This is a genomic window from Myxococcus sp. XM-1-1-1, from assembly GCF_020037095.1.
GTDB classification, from domain to species: Bacteria; Myxococcota; Myxococcia; order Myxococcales; family Myxococcaceae; genus Myxococcus; species Myxococcus fulvus.
On the sequence record NZ_JAIQDH010000016.1, the window covers coordinates 104,978 to 120,336 of the forward strand.

Sequence of the window (15,359 nt, forward strand, 5' to 3'; positions counted from 1 at the left end):
CGTGTTGGCCTTAATGTTTCGAAATGTCGCGCAAGCCACCCCCACCCGAGGCCCCGCCTGGCGCTCCCGCGACGGAGCTGCACGTCTGTCACAACTGCATGGTGCGCCTGGACTCGAGCCTGGGTGGCGTGGATCTGCCGCGCCGCATCCGCGAGGCCGTGGCCGCGCGAGGCCTGGGACCGACGACGCGCGTGTTCTCCTCGGGATGTCTGGGCGAGTGCCCGCTCGGCCTCGTCACCGTGCTGGTGCTGCCTCCCAACGGCACGGGCTCGAGCCTCCAGCTCATCGACGCGGCGAAGGACGGCGAGGACCTGGCCGAGCGCCTCGCGAACCCACCGCCGCCAGCTGGGCGGCCTTGAGCAGCGCCTCCACCATGGGCACGCAGCTCGCCTCGCCCTTGCCCGCAATCGCATAGGCGGTGCCGTGGTCCGGCGACGTGCGCGGCACCGGCAGCCCCAGCGTCACGTTGACGGTGCGCTCGAAGTCCAGCGCCTTGGCCGGGATGAGACCCTGGTCGTGGTACATGGCCAGCACCGCGTCGTACCTGCCGGCGATGTCATCCGGCCTGGCGAACAGGCCGTCGGCGGGGAGGGGCCCGTGCGCGTCCACCTTCGCCGCGCGCGCCCTGCGGATGGCGGGGCCGATGACCTCCACCTCCTCGCGTCCCAGCAGGCCACCCTCGCCCGCGTGTGGATTGAGCCCCAGCACGGCGATGCGAGGCTTGCGGCCCACCACCGGCTCCAGGCTGCGTGACAGGAGCTTGAGCTGCGCGACGAGCTTCTCCACCGTGAGCAGCGAGGACAGCGAGGACAGCGGCACGTGGTTGGTGGCCAGCGCGATGCGCACGCGCGGCCCGTCCATCATCATGAGCACGTCCGCGCCGAACGCCGCCGCGAGCACCTCCGTGTGGCCCATGAAGGGAATGCCCGCGCGCGAAATCTGCTCCTTGGACACCGGCGCGGTGCACAGCGCGTCCACGTGTCCCTCGCGCATCGCCTCGATGGCGCGGGTGATGAACGCGAACTGCGCGCGGCCGCCGACGCGCGAGGGCTTGCCCGGCACGCGCTCCGCCTCGTTCAGCCGCGTCACCTCCACCACGGTGGGGGACTCGACGCGGCCCAGCGCGGCGAGCTCCACGCGGGCATAGCGGCGGAAGAGGGGGAAGCGCTCCAGCGTGGGCCCGTCCCCGAAGACGACGGGGATGAGCGCGCGACGCACGGCGGGGCGGGCCAGGGCACCGGCCGTCACCTCCGGCCCGATGCCCGACACATCACCCAGGGAGATTCCGACGAGGGGGAGGCTCACGCACCCGAGCATCCCCCGCCGGACCTCCGTCCGGCTACATCTTCACTTCGACGTTCGCCTTCTGCCGCAGCTCCTGCACGTACTGGTCGAGGAACTTGTCCGTCTTCTCCTGGAGCAGCTTGTTCTCCAGCTTCGGACGCATCTCGTCGTACGAGGTGGCGGCCACCGAGCGGCGCTCCTCCACCTTCAGGATGTGCCAGCCGAAGTTGGTGCGCACCGGCTCGCTGACCTCTCCCTCCTTCAGGTTGAAGGCGACCTTCTCGAACGCGGCCACCATCACGCCGCGCTTGAACCAGCCCAGGTCTCCGCCGTCCTGCGCGCTGGGGCCCTCGCTGCGCGCGCGCGCCAGGGAGGCGAAGTCCATGCCCTCGCGGCGGGCCTCCTGGGCGATGCCCTCGGCCTTCTTGCGCGCGGCGGCCACCTGCTCCTCGGTGGCCTTCGGGTCCACTTGCACCAGGATGTGGCGCGCGTGGACCTCCGAGTCCTCGCTCTCCACGCGGGCGTACTGGTTGTAGGCCGCCTTCAGGTCCTCCTCGGTGACCTTCACCTTGGGGCCCACCTTCATGCGCAGGAGCCTGTCCCGCAGGATGCGCTTGCGCAGCATCTCCCGGTAGGCCTTCATCGTCAGCCCCTCGGCGGCGAGCACCTGCTCGAACTGTGCGGGGTCCGTGATGTTGTTCTGCCGGCGCACGTCGTTGACCAGCTCGTCCACCTCGCCCTCGGTCGCGGAGATGCCCATCTCCGTGATTTCGGACTCCATCAGCTTCTCGCCGATGAGCGTGTCGAGCGCCGTCTTCATCAGCTGCGCGCGCATCTCCGCGCGCTTGCGTGGATCCGGGTCGTTCAGGCGCGACACCTCCGGCGCCGCGCGCTGCTGCACTTCCGACAGCGCGATGACGTCGCGGTTCACCACCGCGGCCACCTTGTCCACCAGCTCCGCGCGCGCCGACGTGGCGCCCCCCAGGAGCGCCGCCGCAGCGACGAATGCCACCAGCTTCTTCATTCCGTGCATCCTTCCGCACCACCCAGGCGCCGTCCAACCTTCCGACGACCCCCTGCATTTCCCGTCACTTCGCCGCCTGCGGGACCACCGCGGGCACTCCGCGGATGGCCTGCAGCGTGGCCTCGTTCACCTGGACCTGCGCCTTGTCCCGCAGGTCCTTCTCGAAGGCTTCCTGGGCCTCGGTGCGCTTGTGCTCCAGGAGCTTGGCCTCCACCCACTGCCGGGCCTCGGCGAAGTCCCGCTTGCGGGCGGGCTTTCGCTCCAGCACCTTGAACAGGTGGTAGCCGTACTCGGTGGACACCACGTCCGAAACCTGACCGACTCCCAGCTTGAATACCACCTCGTCGAAGGCCGGCGGCATCTGTCCTCGGGGGAAGAAGCCCAGGTCGCCTCCCACCTTGGCGTCCGCGCTCAGCGAGTACCTGCGCGCCAGGTCCGCGAACTTCTTGCCCGACTTCAGCTGCGCCTGCACCCGGCGGGCCTCGTCCAGGCCCTTCACCACGATTTGCGCCGCGTGCACCTGCTCGCTCTCGTTCAGCTCCGCCTCGTGCGCGGAGTAGTACGCGCGCAGCTCCTCCTCCGTCACCGCGACGCGCGAGTACACGTGGCTGGCGAAGAGCTTTTCAATCGTGAGCCGGCTCGCCTCGCGGGCGCGCAGCTCCGCCATGGACAGCTGGCCCTGGGCCAGCACCTCGTTGAAGTTGCCGGCCGGGTAGTCGCCCGACAGCCGCAGCACGCCCCGGTCCACCTCTTCGGGCGTGACGGTGAGGTTGTTCTTACGGGCCGCCTGCAAGAGCAGCATCCGGTGGATGTACGTGTCCAGCAGCGTGCGCTTGAAGGGCTCGATCTCCTCTGGCGTGCGCTGGGACACGTCCGTGGACGCCAGCTCCCGGGCCAGCTCCTGCTCGAAGTCCGTGCGCGACAGCACCTCGCCATTCACGGTGGCGACCACCGTGTCTTCCGGCGCGGACTTGACCGGGGTGTTGCAGGCCGGGCCCAGCGCCAGGGCGAGCACCAGGGACAGAAGGGGGGCGCGGGTGGGAGAAAGACGCATGCGCGAGGTCCTGGGGGAAGGGTGGGGGCGACTCCCAAAGGTGGGGATGGCCCCCCGAGCTGGCAAGCGAGCCCTCATGGGCTGTGCGCCCTGTCGGACGCCCCGTCGTCGCGCCGCCCGCCGTCCCGGGCGCGCTCGGCCGGCACGTGTCCACCAGGGGCGGCGGCCAGCGGGGCGGGGCGTGGGAGGCGGGGGGACAGACTCATGGGGGAGAGGCTCAGCGGGGTAGCACGCGGCCGAGGAGGGGACAACCCGGGCCCAGGCCCTCACGTCGGCCGGCTCACGGCCGGGTGGCGTGCGCGGAGAGGAACGCCTCCACCAGGGGGAAGATTTCATCCGGGGCGCGGCGGCCCAGCACCAGGTCCGCGTGCCCGTAGTCCGCGCCGAAGCCGTGCCCCCGCCCGGCGACGAGGAACTTCACCGGGCCGCCCAGGGCCTCCTTCGCCCGCGCCACCGACATGGGCGGGGCGAGCAGGTCCTTGCTCCCCGCAAGCAGCAGGAAGGGGATGCGCACGTTCGACAAAGCCTCGCGGTAGTCGAAGCCGCCGTCGTAGGTGGTGAAGCGGTTGGTCGAAATCCACCGGGCGAACTGGCGCCCCACGCCGCCGGAGATGTTCGCGGGCACGTTGGCCAGCGCGCGCCGCACCACGTCCGGCTCCATGTTCTCCGCCAGCATCATGTACCGGCTCAGCGGGCCCGGCGGCGCGCCGAGCAGCGCGATGCTGGTGACGCGGCCGGTGGGGATGACCTTCAGCCGCAGGAGCGGCTCCACCTTCTGGATGAAGGTGCGCAGCCCCGGCTGCACCGCGAAGGTGAAGGGGCTGCCGAGGATGGCCGCCGCGCGCACCGGCGCTTGCGGATTTCGCGCCAGGTGGGCGTAGAGCATCAGCCCGCCCTTGGAATGCCCCACCCAGAGTACTTCCTTGGAACCGGTGGAGACCACGGTGCGCAGCGCGGTGCGCACGTCGTGCTCGGCCTGATCATCGAACGTGAAGTCCGAGCAGTCGCCCGCCAGCCCCCGGCCGCGCAGCTCCATCACCCACGTCTCGAACCCCGAGCGGGCCAGGTAGCGGGCCAGGCTGTACTGCTCGTCGAAGTCCAGGTGGAAGCGGTTGGCGCCCAGCCCGTGGCAGAGGATGACGGGCTCGGCGTGCCGGCGCTCCCCTCGGGCGTGGTAGCGCCCCAACGAGATGGCCGCGCCGTCGTCCGTGGGCACCCGATAAAGCTCGTCCGGGCGGAACGTCAGCGTCAGCAGCCCCTCTTTTCCGCGCGTCATCGTCCGCGAGAAGAGGTCCGCCATCCGCCCCAGCCGCGCCGCCTGTCTACGTGTCACACCCCTACTCTACGCCGGTCCAGGGCTCGTTGCCGTGTCCAATCCTGGGCAGTCACCCCTGTCGGCAGGGGGGTTGCAAGGAGATGTAGGCATATCCGTTCGGAGGAAACTGGATGCGGCAAAACCGGGCAATCAAGGAAGCATTGTCATCCTTCATCGCCACCGTTTTTCCCACAGACACCCTCCTGCGTGCCCTGAGGGTGATGGAGCGGCACCAGGTACAGCTGTTGGGCGTGGTGGGGGAGGGGGGCGGGCTGATGGGGTTGGTGAGCGAGCAGCACATCCTGGCGGCGTGGCGGGGAGATCCGCTGGCCCCGGTGTCGGCGGTCATGGCGAGGGTGGGCGAGCCTCCTCCGGAGCGGCAGCGCTTCCGGCTGAGGTTGCCGAAGCTGACCCTGCGGCGTGGGGGCAAGGGGCGCCTGCCCACCTGACGTCCGGGGGCGCGCCGGGCGCGGCGTGGCGCTACAGTGGCGCCCCCCGTGCCGGACGACGCCCCCCGCTGGACTGTCTACATGCTGCGCTGCCGTGATGGCTCGCTCTACACCGGCGCCACCAACAACCTGGAGCGCCGGGTGGCCACCCATGGTCGGGGGCGGGGCGCGGCCTACACGCGGGCGCGGCTGCCGGTGACGCTCGTCTGGAGCGAGGCGGCCGAGGACCGGAGCGCGGCCCTGCGGCGGGAGGCCGCCATCAAGCGCCTGTCCCGGGGCGACAAGCTGCTGATGGTGGAGGCGGCCCGTCCACCCGCAAGGCGCCGCCCGCGCTGAAGGCGGCGGCTCGACGTCATACCTCGGAGCGGGGATGTCTGTTGCTCGGTGAGCCTTTCTCCGCGCATGTGTTTTCATCCCGGAATCCGGGTCTTTTCCGTTCCGGATGCCGATACACGAAACCCGGCCCACGCGTTACCGTGCAGTCATTCCTCACAGCAGGGGTCGGTCATGCTTCGGTCTCGTTCGGGAGTCTTCCTCGCGTTGGTCATCTCCGCCCTGGGTACCGGTTGCGGGATGGTGGTGAACCACTCCCCCGAGGTCACCGCCGGGCCCATCCCCAGCCCGAAGACGGTGGCGCCGGGCGAGGTGGTGCAGATGCTGTTCGAGGTGAAGGACCCGGACGGGGACGGCATGGAGTACTACTGGACGCAGTCGCCCGCGGAGCCCGCGGGCCGGTTCAGTGACCCTCACGCGCGCGCCCCCACGTGGACGGCGCCGGACGTGGATGGGCCCAAGCACTTCCTGCTGCAGGTCAACGTGGTGGACAACGAGGGCGGCGGCTTGCTCGGCACGGCGCCGTCGGTGCTGGTGCGGGTGCCGTAGTGCTTCAGGGGGCCGTCTGGGGGGCGGCCGGGGGCGGAGCGCCCGTGTCCCGGGCCTTGCGGTTGGCGCGCATGACGAAGAGCACGCCCAGCACCAGGAAGATGAAGGCGCCCACGCCGGCGCCGATGGTCTGGTAGTGGATGAGGTCCGTGGTGACGTTGCGAATCACCTCGGGCAGGTTGCACATCGTCTGGCTGGCCAGCGGCGTCTCGTTGTACCAGCCCAGGTAGTTGGGGCCCACCCAGGACGCCACGAGGACGCCCAGCAGCGTTCCCAGCAGGACGAAGTTGAGCAGCGTCTTGGCGGCGTTCATGGGCAAGCACCTCGGAAGGAGGACGGCGGGCCGTGCTTAGTATGTGCACGGCGCGCGGGCCAGGGGGGAACGTGTTAAGGGAGGGGCGTGCCGCTGCTCCCGCTCGCCCTCCTGTTCAGTCTCGTCGCGCTGGTGTGCGCCGCCTTCCTCCTCGTCCACGCCTTCCGTCGCAGCGTGGGCACGGGGGTGATGGTGCTGCTCATCCCCTGCTACGTGTTCTTCTACGCGTTCAGCCAGTTCGAGCACCGCCACAAGGGCTTCATCGTCGCCGGCTTCGTGTCGTGTGCGGCGCTGGCGGCGGTGTTCCTGGGGCTGGGCGCGCATGCGCTCGCGCCGCCGCCCATCCGCTTCCCTCCGCCGGGCTTCTGACGCTCCGCCGTGGCGCGCTGCGGCCTTCATCCGGAAGAGCCCGCGGTCGCCACCTGCGCGCGCTGCGGCACCTTCCTGTGTGCCGAGTGCGTGGAGCTGGTCCCGGAGGGCTCCGTGTGCGAGCCGTGCCGGGCGCGGCTGCGCATGGACGGGCCCGCGTCGCGCGTGGCCTGGGGTGCGCTGGGGTTGGGCGTGGCGGGGCTTGTGCTCCTGCCGTGCTCGCTGGGGATTCCCCTGCCGACGCTGGTGGCGGGCGCGGGCGCCCTGGTGCTGGGGCTGCGTGAGATCGGGCGCATCCGCAGGGCCGAAAGCCCCGTCCGGGGGAAGTGGCCCGCGCGCGTCGGCTGGGTGCTGGGGGGGCTGACGCTCCTGCTGGTGCTCGTCTGGGTGGCGATGTTCCTGTTCCTCGCCATCGACAGGTGAGGCCCGTCGTCAGACGCCGCGCTCGTTCGGGTCCCACATGTACTTGTGCATCTGGAGCTGGAAGCGGACGGAGAGCCGGTCCTCGATGGTCCACTCCGCCAGCTCGCGCGGGTGCAGCTTGCCGAACACGGTGGAGAACAGCAGCGAGAAGGGCTTCTCGGTGAGGCGGTGCTCGGCGATGAGCGCCTTGGACCACTCGTAGTCCTCGCGGGAGCCGATGACGAACTTCACCTCGTCGTTGGCGTTCATCGACGTGAAGTTGCGCAAGTCGTTGCGCGCGCACTCGCCCGAGGACGGCGTCTTCATGTCGACGATCTTGTGCACCGCCGGAGGGACCAGGCGCACGTCGATGGCGCCGCTGGTCTCCAGCAGCACGATGAGCCCCGCGTCGAGCATCGACTGCATCAGCGGATACACGCCGGGCTGCAAGAGCGGCTCGCCGCCCGTCACCTCCACGCGCGGCGTGCGCAGGGCCTTCACCTGCTCCACCACGTCCGCGTTCTTCATGCGCGTGCCGCCGTGGAAGGCGAACTCGCTGTCGCAGTACGTGCAGCGCAGGTGGCAGCCGGTGAGGCGGACGAAGGCGCACAGCAGGCCCGCGTGCGAGGACTCGCCCTGGAGGGAGAGGTAGATCTCCTTCACCACCACGGAGTCGGCGGTGGGGACCAGACGGGGCTCGATGTGCGGACGCGCGGCGGGCATGGCTTCTTCGTGAGACTGGGGGGAGCGGCGCTTCAACCCCAGTCAGCCCACGAGGTCAAGCCGCTCTCCCCAATCCCGAGCCAACGCCCCGACCGCGCCACCGGATTCCCCGCCCGGCCCCAGGACGCCAGGGGGCGGGAACCCCGAGCAATCTGGAGGACTTGCGGCTGTCCGGACGCCCGGGCGCGCCCAGGCCTTCAGGTGCTGGCGGTGCCCTGACGGGGCGGAGCGGCCTCGGGCTCCGCGGTGGGGGTGGCGGCGGCCGGGCGGTGGTGATGCACGGGGCAGCCCTTGGGGAAGGTGCCCAGCTTCTCGACGTCGAAGCCCTGGGGGTAGGTGCGCAGGTTGGAGCCCTCGCGCCCGAACAGCGGCGTCTCGCGAGGCGACAGCGCGTAGCGCACGAACCGGCCGCGCAGCCACAGCGCGGAGCGGAACAGCTTCCGGCTGAGCGAGGACGGGCGCGGGTAGTGGAAGGCGTCCAGCAGCGCATCCTCCATGAGCGTGCGCGCGAAAAGCGTGACGAGCGGCTTGGGCGCGAGGTTCGACGGAGGGAAGGTGGTGAGCAGCTCCAGCGTGGCGTCGGCGACGGCGCGGCTGCGCGTGTCGAAGGCGAAGTGCTTCGCCTCGTAGTCGTCCAGGAGGGTGACGAAGTCCTCGTACGTCCCGGGGATGTCCTGGATGCCCATGTGGCGACCCATGGCGCGGTAGTAGTGCGTCCACGCCGTCACCTCGTGGGGCGTCAGCGCCCTCCAGCCGAACTCCGCGAGCCAGCGCACGGGCGTGACGACGAAGGTGGACAGCACGTAGCGCATGTCGTCGTTGGAGATGTCATAGGCGCCGTGCATCTGGTTCATCCGGCGCAGGGCCGCGCGCCCCGCGGTGCTGGCCATGCCGTGCTCGAGGATGGCGTCGAGGATGAGCACGGTGTCGTCGTAGCGCTTCTGGGGGCGCGCGGTGAACTCGCCGGTGTCGTGCAGCAGCACGCCGATGCTCGGCACCGCGTAGGTGCGGAACAGCGCGAAGCTGAGCGCCTGGGTGATGTCCCAGGGGAACTCCTGGGTGGCGAGGATGCGGACGATGTCCTCGTACTGCGTCACCGCGTCCAGGCGGTCGGTTCGGTCGCGCAGCGCGAAGCGCTTCATCCGGGTCCCTCCTGCGAGAGCTGGCGGGCACTGTACCGAATGCCCGTGGCGCCCGCTTGTTGGCACTCGCGGGCTCACCGACCGGTGGGAGGGCGGGCCTTCACGCGCTCGACGAAGGCGTCGATGAGGTGTCGGGCGATGCTCAGGCGCGGCGGGACGCGGGGCAGGTTGTCCGGGTGGAACCAGTGGGCCTCGGCGATCTCCTTGCCGTCGACCTGGATGTCGCCGCCCGCGTACTCGGCGGTGAAGCCCACCATCAGCGAGCGCCCGAAGGGCCAGGGCTGCGAGCCGAAGTAGCGGATGTTCTTCACCTCGATGCCGACCTCCTCCTTCACCTCGCGCGCGACGCACTCCTCCAGCGACTCACCGGCGTCCACGAAGCCCGCGAGCGTGCTGAACATGGGCTCCGGCAGGGTGGAGTTGCGCGCGAGCAGCATCGTGTCGCCCCGGGTGACGAGGACAATCATCGCGGGGGAGATGCGCGGATAGAACGGAGTGTTGTCCACCGGGCACCTGCGGGCGCGCTCCCCGGAGACGAGCTGCGTGGGCTGGCCGCAGCGTCCGCAGAAGCGGTGCTGCACGTCCCACTCGGAGATGGCGAGCGCGCGCCCCGCGATGGCGAAGCGCACCTCGTCCAGCCGCTTGTAGAGCGCGCGGGCGGGCACCAGCGTGGTGCCCTCGGGCGGCGTGAAGTCCCGGGGAAGCGGCGCGGTGTAGCAGTCCACGCCGTCCAGCGTGCCCAGGTAGTGCGCCGCCGGGACGACGTCGGGGAACGCCGCGCCGGTGGGCAGGACGATGGCGCCATCGCGCTCGGAGATGAGCAGCTCCATGCCGCGCGCGAGGAAGAGCAGCGCGTTGTCGCGAGGACGCGCGGGCGGCTCGTGGCTGGGGAGGAAGATGGGGGTGGGGCTCACGGGGGGCAGCTTAATGGGCCGGGCCCACGCACGCAGGACTCGTTCCGGGGGCCCCGGGTGGCTTCACGGGTTCGTGGCGCGGGGGCTGGGACGTCACGTCAGCCCTCCCTCGCGTGGGGACGGGGGCTTTCAGGTGCCCTGCTCGATGAGCTCGACGCGGTAGCCGTCCGGGTCCTCGACGAAGGCGATGACGGTGGTGCCGTGCTTCATCGGCCCCGGCTCGCGGACGACCTTGCCGCCGGCCTCGCGGATGGCGTCGCACGTCTTGCGGATGTCCTTCACGCCCAGGGCCACGTGGCCGTAGGCCGTGCCCAGCTCGTACTTCTCCACGCCCCAGTTGTGGGTGAGCTCCAGCGCGGGATGCGTGTCCTCGGGGCCGAAGCCGACGAAGGCCAGGGTGAACTTCCCATCGGGGTAGTCACGGCGGCGCAGGAGCGTCATGCCGATGATCCGGGTGTAGAAGTCGAGCGACTTCTCCAGGTTCCCCACGCGCAACATGGTGTGCAGGATTCGCATGCCGCGCTTCATAACGCCCCGGGCGCCGCGCGTCTCGCGCGGGCTGTCGGCACTCGGACTATGGGTTCACGGAGGACTCGTTGGCCCGGACCTTCCGTGGAACGGTGAACGTCCCCACGGCCACCCGGCCATCGGACATCGGCCGTCCCGGCGCCTCGAGCAGGGGCACGCGCGACTGGTCGCCGCCCGCGTGCCACAGCCCCACCAGCACCGTCCACTCGCCCTGGGGCCAGCCGCGCGTGGACACGGAGAACGCGTCGCGCAGCAGCGTGTCCCTGGGTGCGTCGGTGAAGAACCAGGTGCCGCCCACCACGTCGTGGTCCGCGCCGAGTCGACGACCGTCCGCCGCGACGATGTGCACGAAGATGCCCACCGAGCGCGGCACCGGCCCCGTCACGCGCCAGTTCAGCACCATGGACGCGATGCCCTCCGCGTCGGGCTCCTCGGGAATCTCCGCGGCCACCAGCTCCACGGGCACACCGAAGCGTGCGTTGATGGGCGTGGCCTTCGCGGGCAGCTGCGCCACCGTCAGCGGAGAGCCATCCTGGTTGCGCGGGTCCGGCTTCGCCACGGGCTCGCTCCAGGCGGTGGCCACGGCGCCCCACGCGACGAGGGGCACCAGGGCCACGCTCACCGTCGCGGGCCAGGACAGCCGCTGTCCCCGACGCTCGCGCCACAACAGGAAGCCGAGCCCCACCCACGCGAGCACGGACACCAGGGTGCCGCCGAGCCCCGAGCGGGGCAGGAAGCTCAGCACCACCTGATGGCGACCCTCGGGCACGCGCACGCCGAGCAGCCCGTCGCGCGAGACGACCTCGCCCTGTGAGGACTTCCAGCCGGGGTGCCAGTTCTGGTTGACCAGCAGCACGGTGGGCCGCGTGGCCTCCACGTCCACGGTGACGCGGTTGGGCGTCCACTCCACGCGGCGCGCGGTGCCGGAGCCGGGCTCCTCCAGGTACTCCTCCTGGTTCAGGTCGCCGCGCAGCTTGGAGGACATGGGCACGGGCCACGCTTCACCGCAGGCGATGGAGCCTCGGTTGAGCGCGAGCAGGTGGCCTTGGGACCAGCGGTTGCCGCGCGCCTGCGCGAAGGGCTGCTCCTTCTCGACGGGCTGCGGAATCATCTGCGCCCAGTGGGAGAGGTTGTCGAAGGCGCGAAGCTGGAGCCCCCAGCTCGCCAGGGCCACCGCGCACGCGGCCGCCGCGGCCCAGGTCCACCGCGCGGGCGAGCGCCACGTGCGCGCCAGCAGGACGGCGAGGCCCAGCGCGGCCAATTCGGCGAGGAAGAAGCAGGTGGGGACGAGGAAGCGCTCGGGGTAGCGGAACGTCTCGAAGATGGGCAGCGTGCGCAGGCCCGCGAACAGGGACGGTGACGCCGCGTAGCCCGCGGCCATCCACGCGCAGAGGCCGGCGACGATGGCGGGGTACAGCGCGCGCCGCCACGCGAAGGCGAGGGCCGGCAGCGCGAGCGCGAGCGCGGCGGGGGCGAAGTAGAAGTTGCCGGTATCGCTGTAGCCGGAGCGTGCCGGCAGCTCGAGCAGCATCTTCACGAGGGGCGTGAGGTCGTTGCCCGGCGTGCCGGCCATGACGCGCGGCGAGGAGCGCATCGTCTCGAGGATGGGCCACAGGCGGAAGGCGCAGGCGGCCAGCGTGAAGCACGCGGTGGCGCCCAGGGACCACAGGGCCTGGAGGCGGCGGGGCGCGCCGCGAAGGGTGTAGAGCGAGCGGCCCGTCTCGAGGACGACGAAGAGGGCACCCATGGGCACCGGGTAGGTGCCGCCGAAGGCGAGCAGCAGGGAGAAGACGGCGGCCACGAGCGCGGCGCCGGACAGTCTGCCCTCGACGGCGCGGCGGGTGCCGACGAGCAGCCACGGCAGCAGGAGGAAGCCCGCGAAGTTGAGCCAGCCGATGGACCAGGACAGCGCGGTGAAGCCCATCAACCCGAAGAGGGGCGCGGCGCCGAGCGCGCCTGCCGCGGAGCCCACGCGTCGTCGGGCGTAGTGGAAGAAGCCCTCCATGCCGAGCACGAGGAACATCCACAGCAGCACGGGCTCCGCGCGGCGCGGACCGATGAGCGAGGACACCAGCACGGTGGGCGCGAAGACGCGCGTCTGCGGACTGCCGAGCGCGTACTGCCCGCCGCAGGACCAGGGGTTCCACAGCGGGAGCTGTCCGTAGTTCGTCACGCTGCGGGTGCCCGCGTCCTCGTACGAGTCGAGCAGGTGCGAGTCGCGGAAGTCGTTCAGCCCGCCGGCGACGGACAGGGGCCGCCAGCACGCGATGAGCGCGATGACGCCGAAGAGGGCCAGGCGCACGCTGGTGAGCGAGGCGGCGCGGTGCACGGCGCGGAGCAATCCGTGGGACGAGGTCGTCATGCGCGAAGGGGCGCGCCGTGGAGCGCGAGAGCGGGAGAGGTGGCTCGCATCCGTCGAGGATGGAGTGAGGAAGCGGTGGGGCGGAGCGCTTCATCGGCTCCGGGCGGCGTCACGCGCGAGGTGCTTCCGCGCATCGGGGAGTGAACATCGACCGTCGCCGCCCATCCAGAATGCAGTGGGGAAGCGGTGGGGCAGAGCGCTTCATCGGCTCCGTACGACGTCACGTGTGAGGTGCTCCCGTGCATCGGCGAGAGCGCATCGGCCAGCGGCTCCCACCCAGAATTCAGTGAGGAAGCGGTGGGACGGAGCGCTTCATCGGCTCCGGGCGGCGTCACGCGCGAGGTACTTCCGCGCATCGGCGAGTGAACATCGGCCGTCGCCGCCCACCCAGAATGCAGTGAGGAAGCGGTAGGACGGAGCGCTTCATCGGCTCCACACGACGTCACGTGTGAGGTGCTCCCGCGCATCGGCGAGAGCGCATCGGCCAGCGGCTCCCACCAAGGAGCCAGTGAGGAGTCGGCGGGGCGATGCGCTCCGTCCGTCCCGGGCGACGCCTCGTGTGGGAGGCTCGCCCGTGGCATCGGGAGGTCAGCGACTGTCGCTGCCCACCGTGGTTGCAGTGAGCAACCGGCGAGGCCAAGCGCTCCGGTTGCCCCGGGCGACGTCACGCGCCGGAAGCCCCCTTGCGTCGGAGCGCACTCCTCATCCGCCCGCTCGCGAGCGCCGCCGTCGCGCGAGGCACGCGCGGACCACGCGAGGTGAGAGGTCTCGCCGCGCATCAGTCGTAGAACGGCCGTGGCTTGCACGGGCTCGCGGTGGCCTTGCGAGGCGCCGTCACGGGCGACGAGGCGCGCAGCTCCGTGTCGATGGCGTCGAACACGTCCGTGACGGGCACATCGCGCCGTCGCGCCTCGCTCATCACCCAGCCGCGCTCGGAGGCGCCGAAGTCGTCATCCTGGGACCAGTGGTCGCCGGGGAACGAGTGCATCGAGCGCCGCCGCCAGTGGGGCTCGGCCTCCGCGGCCATCCTGCCCAGCAGCTCGCGCTCCTCCGGGGACAGGCGCCGCGAGGGGGCCCTCACCTCCGAAGTCACCGCCCGCGCCACCACCACGCCGCCGCACAGCGCGAGCCCGAGCCATCCCGAGAGTGCCACGCGTCGCCAGTGCGCCTGCGTCTTCGTCATCGTCATGGAGCCCACCCGTCGTCGGTGGGTTCCTACTCCAACTCCCACGGCCGCATCACCCGAATCCTCCGCCCGAGACCAGGCGGGCGGAGCGCCGTCCGTCCGGCCTCAGGAGCGGTCGTTCTCGTCGGTGTCCGCTTCCAGCTCGTACGGGTTCGCGAGCAGCCGGTGCGCCCCCTCCATCATCTCCACCACGATCTGCCCGGCGGGCTGCACGCTCTCGATGCGCGCCATGCTGGAGCCGCTGGCGGGCAGCACCATCTCCTCCAAATCCCCCTGCGTGTCGGGCGTGGGCACGAAGGCGCTGAAGCGCGGCATCGTGTACAGCGCGTCACCACCCGCGAGCCCCGGGAACAGCCGCGTCGTGCCGATGGTGTCCTGCGTCTGCGTCGGCGCCTTCGCCTCCCGGCCCGCCCACTCGCGCACCACGCGGTTGCGCAGCACCCGCTGCCTCGGGCCGCTCCACTCCGGACCGAAGAGCGTGGTGAAGTCCGAGTCGCGCGCGTCCCCGTCCACCAGGCGCTGCTTGTAGCCCGGATGCGCGTACGCCTCCACGGAGGCCACCATGCGCGTGCCCACCCAGACGCCGTCCGCGCCGTGATACATCGCGCGCGCCGCGCTCAGCGCGTCCGCGATGCCTCCCGCGGCCAACAGGGGCAGCTCGCTCGTCAACGCGCGCAGCTCCCGCACCAGCTTCAACGTGGGCGTGGTCCCCCGGTTGTAGCCCGCCGCCTGTCGCCCCTGCGCGATGAGCCCGTCCACGCCGAGCGCCAGCGCGTCCTTCGCGAACTCCACCGAGCCCGCCTGCACCCAGACGCGGATGCCCGCGGCCCTCAAGTCCTTCACCCACGCGGCCGGAGGCAGGGCCCAGTGGAACGCGACCACGGGGACACGCTCGCTGATGCACGTGTCGATGTGCTCGCGCGTGGTGAGGTCCCCGGCCCGCGCATGGTCCAGGATGAAGTCCACGCCGAAGGGCCGCTGGGTGCCGGCGCGGATGGCCTGGATGCGAGCGCGCAGGAACGGAGCGGGCTCGGGCGCCGAGCCCAGCATGCCGATGCCACCTGCTTCCGACACCGCGATGACCAGCGGCGGCAGCGCCACGAAGGCCATGCCCGCGCTGACGAAGGGGTAGTGCACCCCCAGGTCCTTCGTCAGCCGCGTGTGCAGCGTGTTGTCCTCCATCACCTGGATGGGGCGGCGAGGCGCGCGCTCGGCCTCCGCGTCGGAGGCGAGGCCCTCGTCCTCCAGCTCGCTGTCTCTGGGAGCTCCCGAGGGGCCGGCCCGATGGGAAGGGGGCGCGCCGCGTCCGTCGTTCGTTCCGTTCATCGTCTCTCCTCGATGTCGCTGGCTCGCTGACCGCGCTGGAAAGGTTACCAGCATCCCCCGGTTGTTGAGGTCAGGGGGCGACACGG

At 71.1% G+C, this 15,359-nt stretch carries 18 protein-coding genes; 6 read left to right on the plus strand and 12 right to left on the minus strand.

Going from position 1 to position 15,359, the window contains the following annotated elements; all coding sequences use genetic code 11:
- Positions 1-23 precede the first annotated feature (23 nt).
- On the plus strand, positions 24-359 hold the full coding sequence (locus K8640_RS27605; protein WP_223749787.1) for a (2Fe-2S) ferredoxin domain-containing protein: 336 nt from the start codon (positions 24-26) through the stop codon (positions 357-359).
- Here the strand turns inward: K8640_RS27605 and pdxA are convergent.
- The 4 genes from pdxA to K8640_RS27625 all read right to left on the minus strand — a co-directional run bounded on the left by pdxA (position 283) and on the right by K8640_RS27625 (position 4,662).
- The gene (gene pdxA, locus K8640_RS27610; protein WP_223749788.1) at positions 283-1,305 is read right to left on the minus strand and encodes a 4-hydroxythreonine-4-phosphate dehydrogenase PdxA; all 1,023 of its coding nucleotides are present in this window, start codon (positions 1,303-1,305) and stop codon (positions 283-285) included. The genes K8640_RS27605 and pdxA overlap by 77 nt on opposite strands.
- Positions 1,306-1,339: 34 nt before the next feature.
- Positions 1,340-2,308: a peptidylprolyl isomerase gene (locus K8640_RS27615; RefSeq protein WP_223749789.1), complete on the minus strand. Its 969-nt coding sequence runs from the start codon at positions 2,306-2,308 to the stop codon at positions 1,340-1,342.
- A 64-nt stretch (positions 2,309-2,372) separates the two neighbouring features.
- Positions 2,373-3,362 carry a peptidyl-prolyl cis-trans isomerase gene (locus tag K8640_RS27620; protein WP_141331287.1) on the minus strand — a complete coding sequence of 330 codons (990 nt, stop codon included), beginning with the start codon at positions 3,360-3,362 and terminating at the stop codon, positions 2,373-2,375.
- A 280-nt stretch (positions 3,363-3,642) separates the two neighbouring features.
- Positions 3,643-4,662: an alpha/beta fold hydrolase gene (locus K8640_RS27625; RefSeq protein WP_223749885.1), complete on the minus strand. Its 1,020-nt coding sequence runs from the start codon at positions 4,660-4,662 to the stop codon at positions 3,643-3,645.
- Between the two features lie 236 nt (positions 4,663-4,898).
- Between K8640_RS27625 and K8640_RS27630 the strand changes: the two genes are divergently transcribed.
- From K8640_RS27630 to K8640_RS27640, 3 genes are all read left to right on the plus strand, one after another.
- Complete coding sequence (locus tag K8640_RS27630) at positions 4,899-5,126, plus strand: hypothetical protein (protein WP_370640400.1); 228 nt, start codon at positions 4,899-4,901, stop codon at positions 5,124-5,126.
- An 81-nt stretch (positions 5,127-5,207) separates the two neighbouring features.
- The gene (locus K8640_RS27635) at positions 5,208-5,462 is read left to right on the plus strand and encodes a GIY-YIG nuclease family protein (protein ID WP_141333092.1); all 255 of its coding nucleotides are present in this window, start codon (positions 5,208-5,210) and stop codon (positions 5,460-5,462) included.
- Positions 5,463-5,633: 171 nt separating this feature from the next.
- A complete protein-coding gene (locus tag K8640_RS27640) occupies positions 5,634-6,008 on the plus strand; it encodes a hypothetical protein (RefSeq protein ID WP_141333091.1) in 375 nt (124 codons plus the stop codon).
- 4 nt (positions 6,009-6,012) lie between these two features.
- Here K8640_RS27640 and K8640_RS27645 read toward each other — a convergent pair whose 3' ends face one another.
- Positions 6,013-6,321 (minus strand): hypothetical protein, encoded by a 309-nt coding sequence (locus tag K8640_RS27645; protein ID WP_223749791.1) that lies wholly within the window; start codon positions 6,319-6,321, stop codon positions 6,013-6,015.
- A gap of 87 nt (positions 6,322-6,408) precedes the next feature.
- Here K8640_RS27645 and K8640_RS27650 point away from each other — a divergent pair, with 87 nt between their 5' ends.
- Together K8640_RS27650 and K8640_RS27655 are read left to right on the plus strand one after the other, a co-directional pair.
- On the plus strand, positions 6,409-6,690 hold the full coding sequence (locus K8640_RS27650; RefSeq protein ID WP_046710668.1) for a hypothetical protein: 282 nt from the start codon (positions 6,409-6,411) through the stop codon (positions 6,688-6,690).
- A gap of 9 nt (positions 6,691-6,699) precedes the next feature.
- Positions 6,700-7,113, plus strand: coding sequence for a B-box zinc finger protein (locus K8640_RS27655; RefSeq protein ID WP_223749792.1), 414 nt, complete (start codon positions 6,700-6,702; stop codon positions 7,111-7,113).
- Positions 7,114-7,122: 9 nt separating this feature from the next.
- Here K8640_RS27655 and K8640_RS27660 read toward each other — a convergent pair whose 3' ends face one another.
- The 7 genes from K8640_RS27660 to K8640_RS27690 form a co-directional block, all read right to left on the minus strand.
- Positions 7,123-7,815: a radical SAM protein gene (locus K8640_RS27660; RefSeq protein ID WP_046710670.1), complete on the minus strand. Its 693-nt coding sequence runs from the start codon at positions 7,813-7,815 to the stop codon at positions 7,123-7,125.
- Between the two features lie 197 nt (positions 7,816-8,012).
- Positions 8,013-8,957, minus strand: a complete 945-nt coding sequence (locus K8640_RS27665) for an oxygenase MpaB family protein (RefSeq protein WP_223749793.1) — start codon at positions 8,955-8,957, stop codon at positions 8,013-8,015.
- A gap of 74 nt (positions 8,958-9,031) precedes the next feature.
- Complete coding sequence (gene nudC, locus K8640_RS27670) at positions 9,032-9,871, minus strand: NAD(+) diphosphatase (RefSeq protein WP_223749794.1); 840 nt, start codon at positions 9,869-9,871, stop codon at positions 9,032-9,034.
- A gap of 129 nt (positions 9,872-10,000) precedes the next feature.
- Positions 10,001-10,387, minus strand: a complete 387-nt coding sequence (gloA, locus tag K8640_RS27675) for a lactoylglutathione lyase (RefSeq protein WP_223749795.1) — start codon at positions 10,385-10,387, stop codon at positions 10,001-10,003.
- A 58-nt stretch (positions 10,388-10,445) separates the two neighbouring features.
- The gene (locus tag K8640_RS27680; RefSeq protein WP_223749796.1) at positions 10,446-12,761 is read right to left on the minus strand and encodes a hypothetical protein; all 2,316 of its coding nucleotides are present in this window, start codon (positions 12,759-12,761) and stop codon (positions 10,446-10,448) included.
- Positions 12,762-13,539: 778 nt separating this feature from the next.
- Positions 13,540-13,950: a hypothetical protein gene (locus tag K8640_RS27685; RefSeq protein WP_223749797.1), complete on the minus strand. Its 411-nt coding sequence runs from the start codon at positions 13,948-13,950 to the stop codon at positions 13,540-13,542.
- A 102-nt stretch (positions 13,951-14,052) separates the two neighbouring features.
- Positions 14,053-15,273, minus strand: coding sequence for a nitronate monooxygenase family protein (locus tag K8640_RS27690; RefSeq protein ID WP_223749798.1), 1,221 nt, complete (start codon positions 15,271-15,273; stop codon positions 14,053-14,055).
- Positions 15,274-15,359 lie beyond the last annotated feature (86 nt).